Consider the following 14,739-nt stretch of genomic DNA (forward strand, 5'->3'; position numbering starts at 1 on the left):
GAGCAGAAGCATTATCCCATATTCGGGGTAATGCTTTTTTCATATCTATAAATCCAAGAATAGCAACCAATGGAATAGCACTACTGTAAGCAGTTTGAAAATTATGGGTTTGCCCATGGGCATCCGCCTATACATAGACTGATGACCTTCATACATTGAACTATCTTGAGTTTTAAGGAGGACTTCAAATGTCTGATTCATACAAAGAGAAAAATGAAAATCACTGCAAGCCGAAACACCACCATCCGCATGTGAACATTGGAAAAGTAATTACAAAGGTGCCCGTTGTCTTAGCTCAGTTGTCCTTGACGGCAAACATGAGTGCAACAATCACATTCCCTGAACCGGTACTTGAAATCAAGGATATAAAAAAGAGAGTGAAAATCACGCAATGCCGATTGCTGCTTCCATCCAATAAATTATTCATCAGCGGATTCGTCCGTAAAAACATTCAATACGCAAGCCCATCAACGGATATTGAACAAACGACTAATTCTTCCATCGCTTCCGATCTTCACTCCTACACAGTTGATGTTCCGTTTTCTGTTATCACAGAGATTGAAGACTATATCACAGACCCGGTACTGCCTAAAACAAATTCAAGAGAAGAATTTGATTTCTTCGTAGCACAGCCGCTGCCTTCCGGGTATCCAGAAAAAGATGAGCTGCTTTCCAGCGATCTTTCTCAATTCCACCAAACGAGCGCACAATACTACAATGAATTGCCGTACTGTGAACTGGTTTCCAGCAAGATCATTGAGTGGGATGAGGCAATCGACAGAGGCCCGCTTCCAACAACGACACCTCTTGCAGAGGGGATCTTCACAGTGATTGAAGAGAAAATGGTCCTTGATTTCACATTGAGAGTCCTCCAAGACCAACAGATTCGTGTAGCATCTACTACAAATGACGACTGCCACCACCATCACCACCATGATGACTGTGACGACGAAAAAGATCATTACTAAAAACACTGAAAATCCCGGGGTTACACTAGATTATTAGTGTAATCCCATCTTCTATTTATTTTTTCAGGAGGAGGTGAAAAAAGAGAGGCTGCTATCATAGCCGCACTTTCTTGTCAGCGATGAGCAAATGGGAAAATCAATATGAATATCCAAGGAAACGAGATGACCGGAGAACCATCACTTCACTCTGGGAAGAGATGAATAGCAGACGGCATCCATATCCCAGTTCTTTTTATCAAGATAACGAAGAACTCGAACATACACCTGAGCCCCGGAAAAGGGTGCCTAAGAAGGAAAACCATGTTGCACCGCCTTTGATTCTATCGCCTCCTCCTGTAACGGCAAAAAAGGTAGAACGAAAGAATGAAAAGAAGGAAGAGTTTATACCAAAACGAAAAAAGGAAGAAATCATTCCAGTTCCAGATGAGTCGATAGATGAATTTCTGGTTGAAAAAGAGCTTTCTGATAATGAGGACTGGAAACCTGCAGAAACAGAATGGGAGTTAGCTGAAGAAGATTCATATGAAGTAGATTCTTATGAAGAAGAGAAGGACGAAAGCGAAGAATCTCCTGATGAAGAATTACAATATGAAGAAGACAAGGATGGGTTGGAAGAGGAAAAAGAAGAAGAGGAAAAAAATAAAGATGATGTTTGTGAAAATCCAATCCCTTCCAAGAAACTTTTAGCAAAACTGCCTGTGTTGATTTTTAAAGAAAAACTGGAGATTGATATATTCGACAGCTTCAATATCATGATTCCTTTATGTGAAATCACAAACATGTCCTGGAGAATCCGTTCATTCAAAGGCCATGCTGTTCTGCCGTCAAAAACGGTGTTCGTAAAGCTGGTCCTGGTCGCAGATATGGATTTTGTTTCAGAGGATGGCACACTCCAATCACTTCAGATCGAGGTGCCGTTAGAGAGGAATTTTGAAACGAACTGGTTAACAGATCCGGAACTCTCGTTTAATGACAGCCGGGAATACTGGTTCCGGTCCAAAACCGATCACCATATCAGTGTCCACAGGGCATTCGAGGAGACATTGGTGTCACCGGTTACATTCAAGTATAATTCGTTCGATGTCATCTGGCATCAGGAAGTGATTGAAAAACCGGATGGAGAGCTGAGGCTTGGTTTGAAGGGAAGCGCTAAGTTAACGATTGAAGGGTACCAGGATCAGGTGGTAGAAATAGAAATATGAAGGGAAGGCACTCATGGTGTCTGTCGGAACCTGTCGAAGCGCCGATAAGTTTTCTTGTTTGGCCGATAAAATTCATTTTTCGCCGATAAAATGGAAGTAACCGCCGATAAACCCAATTTGCCTTTTCATTCGATATCCGGCCAAAATTGCAGAGCAAAATAAAAAGGGTGTCTCCTAAAAAGACACCCATTCATCATTAGCTCATGCGGTCGATTCTGTCTTTGATTCTATCAAGCATTGTTTTCGGCTCTGCTGCTTCTTCAGCTTCAGCATCTTCTGCCGGAGCTTCATATCCAGGAGAGTAGTAACCATGCTTCTCTTGTTTTTGGACAAGTTTGAACCAAAGGTTGACGTCCATCTTTTCAGTGATTCTTGAGAAGCGGCCGAACTTGTCGTGATCTTTGTAAAGATCAAGTTCAAAGACGTCTGCATACTTAAGAACACAGTCGATTGGCTCGTTGAAGAATTCAAACGTATGAGAGCCGTCTCTGCATCTGTCTGCACCATGGCCGTCTTTTGCAAGGAATTTGTACTCCGCAGTCAAAGAGCTCTTCTTGCTCTTATGCTGATCGACATAGCTGTAGATTTTCACTTCATCACTGCATGTGAAAGGAACATCAACTGCATAGTCTCTTACAAATCCAGTGCATGCATCAACATACTGAATGTTTTTGTGGACGACACCCGTGATATAGAGCTTCACTTTATAGTCACTGTAAGGGTGGCGCAATGCTTCACATTGCTTCAAGGAAACATTTTTCTTGATCATCTTGATTTCTCTTGCTGGCGTCGGTAATTTAATATCTGCCTCTACGTTAGCCTGAAGCTTAACATCGGAAAGAACGACAGGTACATATACCTCACCATAAGTCGGCCAATCTTCTGCCTTACAGTCAACATGCTTTGTTTTAGCTTTGTCGCACTGCAGCCCTGGAGGACACCCCTTGTGATGGGTACCGCAAGTATTTTTCTTCATCCAATTCACTCCTTATATATTTTTGTCAAAAAAAATGAGATTTATCTTTCTCTCTTTTCTTTTGACTTACTATCTTTATATGCGAACAAGCATTGAGGAGAATGGACGAGTATCATTGGTTATAAGCATATTTTGGTGGACAAGGGTCAAATCGTGACAAAAGGTGAGATGAATGAACCATATTTCCGGGTTATGGTACAATTTTTAAGAAAACAGGGATAAGGGGGAACCAGCTTTGACGAAAGTTTGTATCGTCCGCCATGGACAAACCGACTGGAATAAAGAAAGAAGACTTCAGGGATCGACAGATATTGAACTGAATGAAACGGGAAAGCAGCAGGCAAGGGAAGCGCGTGACTTCTTAAATGGAGGGGGATGGGATGCCATCATCACGTCTCCATTAAAGCGCGCAAAGCGTACGGCTGAAATCATCAATGAAGGGTTACAGCTTCCTTTGGTGGAAATGAAGGAATTCGCGGAAAGGCATTTCGGGGAATCAGAAGGAATGCTCATAGAAGAAAGCCGAAATAAGTATCCTAATGGAGGAAGTCCGGGACAGGAAACACGTGACGATGTCATTGAGCGGGTACTGAGTGGAATCGAACATATCCAACGGAAATATCCAGGGGGAAATGTATTATTGGTAGCACACGGTGCGGTCATTTCCATCCTTCTGGCACACCTGTCACCTGACAAATTCATCTATGGTGAAACCCGTCTCGTCAATGCCTGCTTCAACACCATTCACTTCAGCGACAACAAGTGGGACGTCAAAGAATTCAACCAGACCGGGCATCTATCAGAAGTATAGCTATGTGCTAGCACTCTGATAGAGCACAGTAACAGGGGACTGTCCCTCTTAGTGCGGTGATGTGTTAAAGGGGTTTGATAAGAATTTAGGTGTTTTATTTTCCGGCTTGTATTATAATTATCTGAGGTATATTTATTACACGCATGATCATCATGCTAAGGAGATAAAGGAAATGACGGAACAAAAAAAGGTCAGCCTTCAGGAAGCCATGAAGCAGCAGCTGGAAAGAAAGAAACAAGCTCAAGGAAATGGGAAACAACAGAATAACGGATTTGCCGGCAATCAGAGAATGCAGAGCCAGCAAGCGAAGAAAGCAAGCGTGACGCGCCGCAAAATGGGCGGCTGAATCGACATGCTAAAGGAGCCGCTCAATATGAGAGCTCCTTTTTTTGTTTTGGCGATAATAAATTAACCTTTGTAAATATTGATAACAATGTCATCCGTGGCAAGCTCCAGCAACCACGGGCGCTGGAGCGTTTATTTTTAAAATGCAGCTCCATGCAGGTTAGTCAAAATATAGGAGAGGATAATACCGACAGATGATATGAATCCGACCACTGGTCCGCCTTGCTCAAATGCCTCAGGCAGCATGGTGGATGAAACCATCGCCATCAAACCTCCAGCACCGAAAGCCCCGATCAGATAACTGATGCTTTCAGACGCTCCTTGTAAAAAAATATAGCCCAGCATTGAACTCAAAGAAGATAGAACCACGACACTTCCCCATAAAAATAAAATCTTCCTAACGCTGTAATCATCCATTTTCAACCCGATACTGCTGGACAGTGATTCCGGCAGATTACTGATGAATATCGCCAAGATGAACACCCATTGAATGGGCTGGGTGCCAATGAAACTGACTCCAATGATGATGGATTCCGGGATGGCATCCATGATCGTCCCTACATAAATCGCCAGTCCTGCATGGCCATGTGGGTTTTTCTTGGAACGTTTTCGCTCATTTCCGCCTTTTTTGGCGATAATCATCTCAAATATCGTAAAAATCAGGGCACCCAGCAAAAACATAAGAGTAATGAGGAGGAGATAGGCATTTCCCTGAGCCTCACTCAGCAAGTCGAAGGTCGCCGAACCGATGATCAATCCTGTTCCAAAGGCCATGATATAGGCAACAATCTTCTTGGGTATCTTCAAATAAATACCCATTAAAGCGCCGATAAACAAAGACAGGCTTGTAATTCCTCCCCATAATGCAGCTTGAAACATCCGTCCACCTCCGATGACTGTACAAGATAAACTATAGGTTTCCCGATAAAGCCAGGTTTATCATAATTGCTGCCAAGGTACAGTATTAGATTACATGCACCCTTTTAAAAAGGGCCATAAAAAAAAGAAAAATCCATAAAAGGATTTCTCTTTGAATCACTGTTGTTTCGGCATGCCCGGCGGATAGTAGTAAGGAGGGACCTTGATCCAGCCTTTCTTCCTCATCACCCCTTTAAGTTCAGTGCCGAATTTCATTTTTTCTATCATACATTGAGTAAACAGCATGCCAACATCATTCCGGATCGACTGGCTGGCTGAGGCTGCACAATGCATCACGGCTGCCACGGTTTTCATACTTAGTCCGTTCATAATTTCATCGTCGGTCATTTTTACACCCAGGGGTACACTATTCGGTTCAGAATTTGGTCGCTGTTCACTTGTACTTGGCAAGTGTACACCTTCTTTTTTCATGAAATCCCTGAACCTCTTTCCTTGTACATCGCATTGATTCAAGCTTTGGATTAACATCTTTCGAACCTCGTCGTCGTTTGTGGTATTTAAGCCGATTTGAATATAGACTGTCGCTTCATCCATCAAGGCCAAATACATCCAACAGCTCATCACTTCACCGACATGAAGGGGATTCTTGGGCTCATCATCAAGTTTCATTTGTAAATATTCTTTAATTGATTCAAATACTGACGTCATTATAACCCTCCTAACAAGTTCATTTTTTCCTAAGCCTCAGGTGTGCATACATATTTATTACCAAGGAATGTGCATCATTTTACTGCTTTATCTAAACAACTGTAAATGAACTTACATTTTTGCAGATATTTAAGAAATAATAGTATGTAAGGAGGTGCAGAAATGCCAAATCCATTCGAGGCGGTATGGAATATGCTGAAAACTTCGATCGATAATGCAAATGAACCGAAACAACCTTTACATATTGTAGAAGCGGGAGACTGTTGGAAATATGTAACGTTGATGGAGGAGTTCATCCGGTATGAAGAGGTAGGGTTGAACACAACTACAGATGATGAAGTGAAGGAAATGCTGACAGATGTTGTTCACTTATGTGAATCCCAAGTCGGAAAACTTTCTGGTTTCATGAAAAAAGAAGGCATTCCTTTGCCGGATGTGACTTCTGCAAAACCGGAATCCATGCCGAATAATATTCCTCTCGGAGTAAAGTTAACTGATGATGAAATTACCAATGGCATTGCTTTTAAACTGGTTACCTGCATGCAGGCATGTGCTAAAGGACAGGCTGATTCAGTCAGAGGGGATATCGGCCTCATGTGGTTCGGATTTTATTCAGAATGGAGCAATTTTGGCCAAACCCTTAAAACATTGATGAGAAAGCGTGGTTGGCTGAAAGTCCCTCCTTACTATTATCCGCCAGGCTTGCCGACAGAATAAGCAGCAGAAACCAACCGTTTACAATGGTTGGTTTTTTTATGAAATATAAGAGTGTATATCACAAGTGAAACGAACAGAAAATAAATATAACAGAATTTGCAGAAGGAGGTAGAAAAGTGGAATCATCCAACAGCTTCAACTTTACAGAAATGGTAAAAGAACACCAGAAGAATAAGAAGCTGGTAGCCTCTGAATTAGGCGAGTTATTCGCCAATTATCAAGGAGATTCAGTCTATTACTGTGTATTCGAACACTTTATGGAGGTTGTTGAAGATAAGGATATTAAAGAATTCATTACGTATGCAAAAGGGCTTCCTCAAAAGCATTGGCAAAGGATCAGCAGTCTTTAAAAAAACAAACCGCTTATGGCACTTGAGATCAAGCATCTTCAGTTAAATCTATATACCAATGTGTTAGGGAAAGCATTGATGCTTGCATTCAGCCAAATTGCTTCTTCAGGTAAATTACGTAAGTTTTTCCGGGAAGATGCCAGTTTGGCTGACAAACAAATCATGGAACTTGGAAGCTTCTTAATCAAAGAGGACTTGCCGGTGCCAAGTGTATTGGATGCGCATGTGACCTATTCCACTACACCTCCGTTTTCGGATAAGCTGCTGCTGGTGCATGCATCAATGGCAAACGGAACAGGAATCTTGAATTATGGGGCGGCCCTTTCTAAAATACTTAGGCATGATCTTCATGCCAAGCTGATCACATTGTCTTCTGGAATTGGAAAGTATGCAAATGAAGGGCTGAATTTGATGATCGGACACGGATGGCTGGAGGAGTCTCCAACTGCTGCAGACCGGAAGAAGCTTTCAGAGCACGCACCTGATTGATGGGACACGCAACATTGCTAAGGTATTGAATGTTAGGTCAAACAACTCACTTCAGGGGGTTGTTTTCTTTTTTGGATGAAAAAATATTATTATACAGAAAAAATATTGACCAATGTGGTCAACGGGTGTATTATGATGTTGACCACACTGGTCAATCACGTTATATGGAGGTGTGAAAATGGATGAAAAGTTTTTCGGGCTGGAGCAGGAAAAACAGGACCGGATACTGAATGCAGCATTGAATGAATTCGCCCAGAAAGGCTTTAATAGCGCTTCGACCAACCAAATCGTCAAAGAGGCCGGCATTTCAAAAGGTGCATTATTCCATTATTTCAATAACAAAAAAGATCTCTATTTATCTTTGTATGACCACTTTGTACAGATGGTCATCGACCGGATGAAAGCAGACATCAACTGGGAAGAGAAAGACATTTTTGAACGGCACAGGGAGATGTCCAAAGTTAAAATGAAACTTTTTCATCAGTATCCAGCAGTGTTCCATTTTATGAGTGCGATATTCCTAGAAGATGACCCGGAAATCCTGCAGGAACTGGAAAAACGCAAGGCGGCATTCTTAGCGAATAATTATAAAGAAATGATCGATGACATTGATAAAAGCAAGTTCAGAAAAGGCGTGGATATCGAAAAAGCCAAAAATATCATCACGTGGTCGATGGAGGGCTTTTCGAACAGTATGCAGGCCAAATATAGGGGATTGGGTTTTGAGCATCTGAATATAGATGAAATAATGAAAGAAATGGACGACTATCTGGATGTATTGAAACAGTCGTTTTATAAAAAGTAAGATAGAGGAGGAGCGGGTATGGCTGTATTGCAAACGAATGACCTGACAAAGAAATTTGGGAAGTTCACCGCATTGGATGGTGTAAATATTGAAGTGAATCAAGGAGAGGTATACGGTTTCATCGGACCAAATGGTGCCGGAAAATCTACTACCATCCGTGTTTTGCTGGGTGTTCTGAAAGCAACTGCCGGGGATGCGAAGATATTTGGAATGGATGCCTGGAAGGATGCAGTCGAAATCCATAAACGAATTGCTTATGTTCCTGGAGACGTAAATCTGTGGCCGAACCTGACCGGCGGGGAAGTCATTGACTTGTTCATGAAATTGAGGGGTTCAACAAATCTTGAGAAGAGAGAAGAACTCATTGAAAAATATAAACTTGATCCAACGAAAAAATGCAGAACCTACTCAAAAGGGAACCGCCAGAAGGTTGCATTGGTAGCCGCCTTTGCGTCTGGTGCTGACCTGTATATCCTGGATGAGCCGACATCCGGATTGGATCCACTGATGGAACATGTATTCCAGGAGAGTGTATCTGACCTGAAAGAAGAGGGGAAAAGCATTCTCCTTTCGAGCCATATTTTATCAGAAGTAGAGAAGCTGTGTGACAGAGTAGGGATCATTCGCGAAGGCCAAATCATTGAAACGGGTACTCTCAATGAACTGCGTCATCTGACCCGCACAAACCTGCTGGTGGAGACCAAAAAGCCAATCGCATCCTTGCAGGGTTTGAAAGGTGTGCATGATATCAATAAGAACGGCCAGGAACTTTCCTTCCAGGTTGATTCAGAAGAATTGGATAAAGTCATTCAATATGTCAGCGGTTTTGGGATCACCCGGCTGGAAAGTGCTCCACCGACGCTTGAAGACCTGTTCATGCAGCATTATGATACAAGCGGCAAAGGTTCAATCATGGGAGACGGAGGTGAATCCTGATGACCAGCCAGTTATTCAATAAAACAGGAATGGTATTCCGGTTTGTTTTACGGCAGGACCGTATCCGGATTCCTGTCTGGTTACTTTCATTTGCGGTCTTAAGCCTGATGACGGCTGCATCCTTTGAAGGGCTGTATCCTACAGAGGAGAGCAGACAGGCAATTGCCGCTACAATGATGAACCCAGCCATGACCGCTATGCTCGGGAAGGGGTATGGAATTGATCATTATACCTACGGTGCCATGTTTGCTCATGAAATGCTGCTTTTTACTGCGGTTGTCGTGGCGATCATGAGCATTCTGTTGACAGCCCGCCACACTAGGGCTGAAGAGGAAGATGGACGAATTGAAATGGTTCGCTCGCTTCCTGCAGGCAGGTTGGCGAATTTGAATGCAACGATCCTTTCGATGGTTTTAACAAATGTTTTGCTTGCACTCATCATCGGATTTGGATTATTCGGTCTTGGTATCGAGAGCATTGACTTGAATGGCTCTCTGTTATATGGTGCAGCGCTTGGTGCGACCGGTTTGGTTTTTGCCGGTATCACAGCAGTGTTTGCCCAGCTGTCTGAATCTTCAAGGGGAACGGTCGGTTTTTCATTCACTTTGTTGGGTCTTGCATACTTGGTCCGTGCCATCGGAGATGTCAGTAACGAGACGCTTTCCTGGTTTTCGCCATTAGGATGGATCCTTGGTGCTGAAGTTTACGTGAACAATTACTGGTGGACGGTCATTATGACAGCAGCTGTTTCAGCGGTCCTTTTCCTTCTTGCGTTATATTTGAATTCAATCCGTGACATGGGGTCTGGATTTCTTCCCTCACGTCCTGGCAAAAAATTTGCATCACCCCTGCTGCAAAGTCCATTCGGCCTTGCGGCGAGGCTGCAGCGAACAGGTATGATATCATGGGCAATTGGAATGTTATTGATTGGTGCATCTTACGGGTCAATCTTCGGTGATTTAGAATCCTTCTTCAGCGAAATTGAGATGATGCAGCAGTTACTTCCTTCGGCGGAAGGATTTTCGTTGACTGAACAATTTACAGCAAAAATTATGTCCATCGTTGCAATGATCAGTACCGTGCCGGCGTTAATGGTTGTCTTCAAGCTGAAAGGGGAAGAAAAAGGGGGTAGAACGGAACATTTGCTAGCCCGTTCGGTGTCGAGAACCCGCTTGCTTGGAAGCTATTTAGCTCTGGCACTCATTGTCGCTTTTGTCATGCAGGGTGTGGCGGCAGTCGGACTCGGAGCAACGGCTATCACTGTAATGGAGGATGGAATCGAATTTTTCACATTCATTGAAGCAGGTTTGGTTTATCTTCCGGCAATGTGGGTGCTGATAGCGCTCGCCGTATTGCTAGTCGGTTTCTTCCCCAACCTGACTGGGCTGGCATGGCTATATCTTGGTTATTCCTTCTTCGTTGTATATTTGGGAGGGATGTTCCAATTCGATGAATGGGTAGGCAATATTTCTCCATTCGCCCATATCCCGGAGCTTCCGATTGAAGAGATGAATTTCCTGAGTGTTTCCATTTTGACGGTTATTTCTGTCTCTGTTATGGCTGCGGGGATTGTCGGGTATAATCGCCGTGATATTCAAGGCTGAAGATGAGTAAGGGCGTTGATTTGAATGAGAGCATAAAAATAAACTTTGAAGACTGTTCGAATCCACAACGCTAGTAAACAGAGAAAATGCACCGCACAATGCGGTGTTTTTCTTTGTGAAAGGGTTAGTTATTTAATATAGTGGTAATTATTTTTTTGCTTCCGCTAACTTACTTCTGTCTTCTGCTAATCTATAAGTCTCCAAAAATTCAACAAGCCAAAACACCGAGAAGAATACCTCCCCGGTGTTATCAAATCCAGACCTGCGACTTAAACATTCACCGTCTTTCCGGTCTCTGCACCATACCTCACAACCGCCGGAACAAAGAACCCGACAAGCCCTGAGAGCATTCCTAGCACTCCTCCGTAAAAATAAATGTCATGCACACCGACTGCATCGATCAACCAGCCGTTAATCGCCTGGGCAAGCGGTGTCATTCCTTGTGCGACAATCAGGATGATGCTGTAGACGCGTCCCATCATATGCTGTGGAATGATCGTCTGCGAAATACTCTGCTCCAATACTCCAAGCGTAGCGCCAAAAGCGCCGATCAATCCGATAAGGAAAGCGACCTGCCAGTGATTTTGGGTAAATCCGATGCCGAGGATCATGCCTCCCTGTAAAAATAGAATCACCATTTTGGCACGGAGACTTGGTCGTTTGATCACAATAAAAGCAGATAACAGAACCGAGGCAAGGATCCCGCCGACCCCTAGTCCCGCCTGCATCTGGCTCAATCCTTCTGCGCCTACTCCATAGTCATTGGCAAGGAAGGGCAGTCCCACAAGGATTGTGCTCATCGCCATATTGCCAAAAACCGCTGTAATGATGATGACCATCAAGATCGGACTTTCCCAGACAAACCGTGCGCCTTCCTTAATATCTCCGAGTACGGATTTTTTGGGATTTTCCGTAACCATTCCGCCAGCTTTAGGAAGCAATTTGATAAAGAAGAGTGTGACCGCTGAAATCAGGAAGCTGAAGGCTGTCACGGTGAAACTTAAGGTAAAACCGAACAAATTGATCAGGATACCGCCAAGCAGCGGTCCGGCAATCGCCGCAATCTGCCAGGTACCTGTCAGGACGGAATTGGACTGGGTATACTGCTCTTTATGGACAATGCGCTGGCGAATCGCTGTGATTGAAGGCCAGTAAAATGCATCGACGATCCCGAAAACAGTTCCAAGACCGAAAATCAAAGGCATGGTAATATTCCCAGTCAGAGAGGCTGCAGCAAAAATAAACAAGACGACCGCTCTCAGAGTGTCCGACCAGAACATCACAGTCCTTGAAGACAAACGGTCAACGACAATGCCTCCGACAAGCATGAAGATAACGCGGGGAATTCCAACGAATAACAGGAACGTTCCCATGACGACACCTGATCCCGTCATTTTAACAATCATCCAGGAGACACTGAGGATGAAGACGGCATCCCCTAAAGCAGAAAAAAGATACCCCAGCCAATACATTACGAAATTCCTGTTTTTGAAAATCTCCCATTTGCCCATAGAAACAACCCCTTTTTAGTAGGAACCTATACTTCTATTTTATTCCATTGGAAGATTGATGAATATATGAATGAAAGCGATTTCATAAATTTGTCACTTTGCATATGTTGCCAACTTCTCCTTGGTGCTTCTAAGTACAGTGATAAAACCATCCAGAATATCATGGCTGACAATGAAGCCTTTCTGTAGATAAAATTTGAGGGCATTCTCATTTCCATTGGAAACGAAAATAAAATAGTCTTCAATTTCTTCAAACTGTTTCAGCCACTCCATTGACATGTTGAACAATACCGAACCAACTCCATATTTCCGGTATTCAGCTTTTAGATAAAATTGTGATAAACACCCAACAAGGTCGCCATCAACTGAATCCATATCAAAGAACGTAGCGAATTCATTGGAATACACATCTTTTGGCGATACATTGGAATAGACATAGCCGACAATCAAGTCCCCGTCTTTTACCGCAATGGCATAATTATGTAAGGCATTTTTCACCGATGGCAGCAGCCTGGTGTCAAAGTTCATCTCATCGAATAATTCAGGTGTGATATGTGCAACAGACTTCTGAAAGGCCATCAGCTCATTGCAGCTCTCTCTCAAACATGCAATATCAGTTGTGGGAATTACCTCATAGTACAGGTTCATCATATTTTCTCCTTCTTTCCAAAATAAATTCAGACAATATTGACACTTCTATTATATGATAAAAAAGGGGGGATTCGATGAAAAAACTAATTGGAATTATTGCAGCATTAATACTGCCGTTCATTCTAATAACAGGCCTAATCATTTATCTTGCGAAAGAAGGTGAATTCACAAAATGGTCTCATACGACCATGGCAAAAACATATTTTGAAAGCGGCGGCGAATATTTCTTAAGCTATTATTTTCACTGGGACGGCATCGCGAATCCAGTGCTCCAGAAGATAGAATTCATCAAACAGGATGGAAGGGTCTTAGACAGCAGTGATTCTTTACAAATCACCCCCTTCATCAGCAGTAGAGGATTCGGGACAATAAGCGCAGAAGAACTTAAAGCAGAGGACCTTACGCCGGTTAAGGGCTATACGGCAGAAGATGAATTTCATCTGGCGTTGCGGGCGAAGGCAAGGGATTCTGAGATGGAAGATATCAGGACTGTCCGAATTACATACAAAAATCTCGGTGTGTTACAGCATCAGGATATCTCTTTTGAAGAAGGGATCATTACAGACGAGCAGTAACGTTTCGTTGATTAAGTAGTTAATATGGGGTATCTTTATATATAAATAGACAAACAATTTGCTAAATTTACAAATTGTGACTTTTGGGGGAGTAAATATGAACGGGATCGTGAAGGAAGAAAATCATCTGGTGACAGACGAATTGGTTGTAAAAGCAATAGAGCAAAATTTGGCGATCATCCGATTTGACAGTAACCGCCGCGTTGCGTATGTCAATGAATTATTCGCGCAGGCAATGGGATATACTGTCTCTGAAATGCAAGGAATGATACATAAAAAATTCTGTTTTCCTGCTTTTGCAAATAGTCCGGAGTATGAGAAATTCTGGAGCAACCTGTTGGCAGGCAACAGTTATCAAGGGAAAATAGAACGAGTGGATGCCGGAGGGAACAGGCTGTGGCTTGAAGCGACATACATGCCCGTTTTTTCACAAGACGGACGAAAAGTGGTCGGGGTTTCGAAAGTAGCGACAAATATTACGCAGAGACAAAACCAAATCGTAAAAATGGCCGATGATTTGAGAGAAATGTCAGAACAGCTTCATACCCGCTCAGAGCTTGGCATGTCAAGAAGCAAAGAGCTCTTGACAACGATCGAACGTATTTCCCATGAATCACAAGAAAATGCGAAGAATCTGGAAAACCTGCAGAACCAGGCCAACTTCATCACAGGAATCGTCAAAACAATCCGCGAAATCGCTTCGCAGACAAACTTGCTTGCACTAAATGCCGCCATTGAAGCTGCACGTGCAGGTGAACATGGAAGAGGCTTTGATGTGGTGGCAAAGGAAGTCCGCAAGCTTTCTGAAAAAGTGGAACTTTCCATTACGGAAGTCAAAGATAACATCGAAGGGATCGTCCAGGAAGTGGGCAAGGTGACAGGCAGCATCGACCGCATCTCACAAAGCGTAGAAGAGAGCCAAAAGCAAATCGATATTGCCATGAGCGAGTTTGATGCGATTTCCAGCTCGGCTGGCAATTTGGATAAACAGGCTCAGGAGTTTACATCGATTGTCTGATAAATGAGAATTCAAAGAAACGCGGTGATGGCTGCGTTTCTTTTTTTAAAATCCATATCCAAAAATCCATATCCAAAAATCCATATCCAAAAATCAATTTCACAAAAATAATATGAGGCCAATTAAGTCCTTCAGGCATCCAAAACTTCTGCATTGCTTGGTAAACAGTAATGGAAATAGAGCTTTTTTTCTTG

The 14,739-nt window shown here is 43.0% G+C and carries 17 protein-coding genes and 1 pseudogene; 13 read left to right on the forward strand and 5 right to left on the reverse strand.

Going from position 1 to position 14,739, the window contains the following annotated elements:
- Positions 1–188: 188 nt before the first annotated feature.
- Together M1E09_RS09720 and M1E09_RS09725 are read left to right on the forward strand one after the other, a co-directional pair.
- On the forward strand, positions 189–968 hold the full coding sequence (locus M1E09_RS09720) for a CsxC family protein (RefSeq protein ID WP_456274631.1): 780 nt from the start codon (positions 189–191) through the stop codon (positions 966–968).
- Between the two features lie 110 nt (positions 969–1,078).
- A complete protein-coding gene (locus M1E09_RS09725) occupies positions 1,079–2,170 on the forward strand; it encodes a hypothetical protein (RefSeq protein WP_456274632.1) in 1,092 nt (363 codons plus the stop codon).
- 196 nt (positions 2,171–2,366) lie between these two features.
- On the opposite strand, the gene M1E09_RS09730 is transcribed toward M1E09_RS09725, so the two are convergent.
- Positions 2,367–3,146 (reverse strand): CsxC family protein, encoded by a 780-nt coding sequence (locus M1E09_RS09730; RefSeq protein ID WP_456274633.1) that lies wholly within the window; start codon positions 3,144–3,146, stop codon positions 2,367–2,369.
- 235 nt (positions 3,147–3,381) lie between these two features.
- On the opposite strand from M1E09_RS09730, the gene M1E09_RS09735 reads away from it, so the two are divergent.
- Together M1E09_RS09735 and M1E09_RS09740 are read left to right on the forward strand one after the other, a co-directional pair.
- Positions 3,382–3,957, forward strand: coding sequence for a histidine phosphatase family protein (locus tag M1E09_RS09735; protein ID WP_456274634.1), 576 nt, complete (start codon positions 3,382–3,384; stop codon positions 3,955–3,957).
- A 172-nt stretch (positions 3,958–4,129) separates the two neighbouring features.
- Complete coding sequence (locus tag M1E09_RS09740) at positions 4,130–4,303, forward strand: hypothetical protein (RefSeq protein WP_456274635.1); 174 nt, start codon at positions 4,130–4,132, stop codon at positions 4,301–4,303.
- Between the two features lie 137 nt (positions 4,304–4,440).
- Here the strand turns inward: M1E09_RS09740 and M1E09_RS09745 are convergent, their stop codons facing one another.
- On the reverse strand, positions 4,441–5,181 hold the full coding sequence (locus M1E09_RS09745) for a ZIP family metal transporter (RefSeq protein WP_456274636.1): 741 nt from the start codon (positions 5,179–5,181) through the stop codon (positions 4,441–4,443).
- A gap of 156 nt (positions 5,182–5,337) precedes the next feature.
- Positions 5,338–5,889, reverse strand: coding sequence for a DUF3231 family protein (locus M1E09_RS09750; protein WP_456274637.1), 552 nt, complete (start codon positions 5,887–5,889; stop codon positions 5,338–5,340).
- Between the two features lie 162 nt (positions 5,890–6,051).
- On the opposite strand from M1E09_RS09750, the gene M1E09_RS09755 reads away from it, so the two are divergent.
- The 6 genes from M1E09_RS09755 (at position 6,052) to M1E09_RS09780 (ending at position 10,790) form a co-directional block, all read left to right on the forward strand.
- Positions 6,052–6,606, forward strand: a complete 555-nt coding sequence (locus M1E09_RS09755; RefSeq protein ID WP_456274638.1) for a DUF3231 family protein — start codon at positions 6,052–6,054, stop codon at positions 6,604–6,606.
- A 116-nt stretch (positions 6,607–6,722) separates the two neighbouring features.
- Positions 6,723–6,956, forward strand: coding sequence for a DUF3231 family protein (locus M1E09_RS09760; protein ID WP_456274639.1), 234 nt, complete (start codon positions 6,723–6,725; stop codon positions 6,954–6,956).
- A gap of 15 nt (positions 6,957–6,971) precedes the next feature.
- Positions 6,972–7,445 carry a DUF3231 family protein gene (locus tag M1E09_RS09765; RefSeq protein ID WP_456274640.1) on the forward strand — a complete coding sequence of 158 codons (474 nt, stop codon included), beginning with the start codon at positions 6,972–6,974 and terminating at the stop codon, positions 7,443–7,445.
- A gap of 178 nt (positions 7,446–7,623) precedes the next feature.
- Positions 7,624–8,250 (forward strand): TetR/AcrR family transcriptional regulator, encoded by a 627-nt coding sequence (locus M1E09_RS09770; RefSeq protein ID WP_456274641.1) that lies wholly within the window; start codon positions 7,624–7,626, stop codon positions 8,248–8,250.
- Between the two features lie 18 nt (positions 8,251–8,268).
- Positions 8,269–9,186 (forward strand): ABC transporter ATP-binding protein, encoded by a 918-nt coding sequence (locus M1E09_RS09775; RefSeq protein ID WP_456274642.1) that lies wholly within the window; start codon positions 8,269–8,271, stop codon positions 9,184–9,186.
- Positions 9,186–10,790, forward strand: coding sequence for an ABC transporter permease (locus tag M1E09_RS09780; RefSeq protein WP_456274643.1), 1,605 nt, complete (start codon positions 9,186–9,188; stop codon positions 10,788–10,790). Before M1E09_RS09775 ends, M1E09_RS09780 begins: the two co-directional genes overlap by 1 nt.
- Positions 10,791–11,059: 269 nt before the next feature.
- Here M1E09_RS09780 and M1E09_RS09785 read toward each other — a convergent pair whose 3' ends face one another.
- On the reverse strand, positions 11,060–12,301 hold the full coding sequence (locus M1E09_RS09785; RefSeq protein WP_456274644.1) for an MFS transporter: 1,242 nt from the start codon (positions 12,299–12,301) through the stop codon (positions 11,060–11,062).
- Positions 12,302–12,394: 93 nt separating this feature from the next.
- The gene (locus M1E09_RS09790) at positions 12,395–12,952 is read right to left on the reverse strand and encodes a GNAT family N-acetyltransferase (RefSeq protein ID WP_456274646.1); all 558 of its coding nucleotides are present in this window, start codon (positions 12,950–12,952) and stop codon (positions 12,395–12,397) included.
- A 74-nt stretch (positions 12,953–13,026) separates the two neighbouring features.
- On the opposite strand from M1E09_RS09790, the gene M1E09_RS09795 reads away from it, so the two are divergent.
- The 3 genes and pseudogenes from M1E09_RS09795 (at position 13,027) to M1E09_RS09805 (ending at position 14,545) form a co-directional block, all read left to right on the forward strand.
- Positions 13,027–13,527: a hypothetical protein gene (locus M1E09_RS09795; RefSeq protein ID WP_456274647.1), complete on the forward strand. Its 501-nt coding sequence runs from the start codon at positions 13,027–13,029 to the stop codon at positions 13,525–13,527.
- A gap of 97 nt (positions 13,528–13,624) precedes the next feature.
- Positions 13,625–13,960 (forward strand): annotated as a pseudogene (locus M1E09_RS09800) (PAS domain-containing protein); the annotation flags it as partial.
- The gene (locus tag M1E09_RS09805) at positions 13,943–14,545 is read left to right on the forward strand and encodes a methyl-accepting chemotaxis protein (RefSeq protein WP_456274956.1); all 603 of its coding nucleotides are present in this window, start codon (positions 13,943–13,945) and stop codon (positions 14,543–14,545) included. The pseudogene M1E09_RS09800 and the gene M1E09_RS09805, both read left to right, overlap by 18 nt.
- Positions 14,546–14,739 lie beyond the last annotated feature (194 nt).

The sequence above is a fragment of the Bacillus sp. AK031 genome (assembly GCF_053903065.1).

Excerpts from the sequence above, each read along its gene's own strand:
- M1E09_RS09720 (WP_456274631.1), top strand. The coding sequence starts at position 189 with ATGTCTGATTCATACAAAGAGAAAAATGAAAATCACTGCAAGCCGAAA.
- M1E09_RS09730 (WP_456274633.1), bottom strand. The coding sequence starts at position 3,146 with ATGAAGAAAAATACTTGCGGTACCCATCACAAGGGGTGTCCTCCAGGG.
- M1E09_RS09740 (WP_456274635.1), top strand. The coding sequence starts at position 4,130 with ATGACGGAACAAAAAAAGGTCAGCCTTCAGGAAGCCATGAAGCAGCAG.
- M1E09_RS09745 (WP_456274636.1), bottom strand. The coding sequence starts at position 5,181 with ATGTTTCAAGCTGCATTATGGGGAGGAATTACAAGCCTGTCTTTGTTT.
- M1E09_RS09750 (WP_456274637.1), bottom strand. The coding sequence starts at position 5,889 with ATGACGTCAGTATTTGAATCAATTAAAGAATATTTACAAATGAAACTT.
- M1E09_RS09755 (WP_456274638.1), top strand. The coding sequence starts at position 6,052 with ATGCCAAATCCATTCGAGGCGGTATGGAATATGCTGAAAACTTCGATC.
- M1E09_RS09765 (WP_456274640.1), top strand. The coding sequence starts at position 6,972 with ATGGCACTTGAGATCAAGCATCTTCAGTTAAATCTATATACCAATGTG.
- M1E09_RS09770 (WP_456274641.1), top strand. The coding sequence starts at position 7,624 with ATGGATGAAAAGTTTTTCGGGCTGGAGCAGGAAAAACAGGACCGGATA.
- M1E09_RS09775 (WP_456274642.1), top strand. The coding sequence starts at position 8,269 with ATGGCTGTATTGCAAACGAATGACCTGACAAAGAAATTTGGGAAGTTC.
- M1E09_RS09780 (WP_456274643.1), top strand. The coding sequence starts at position 9,186 with ATGACCAGCCAGTTATTCAATAAAACAGGAATGGTATTCCGGTTTGTT.
- M1E09_RS09785 (WP_456274644.1), bottom strand. The coding sequence starts at position 12,301 with ATGGGCAAATGGGAGATTTTCAAAAACAGGAATTTCGTAATGTATTGG.
- M1E09_RS09790 (WP_456274646.1), bottom strand. The coding sequence starts at position 12,952 with ATGATGAACCTGTACTATGAGGTAATTCCCACAACTGATATTGCATGT.
- M1E09_RS09795 (WP_456274647.1), top strand. The coding sequence starts at position 13,027 with ATGAAAAAACTAATTGGAATTATTGCAGCATTAATACTGCCGTTCATT.
- M1E09_RS09805 (WP_456274956.1), top strand. The coding sequence starts at position 13,943 with ATGCCCGTTTTTTCACAAGACGGACGAAAAGTGGTCGGGGTTTCGAAA.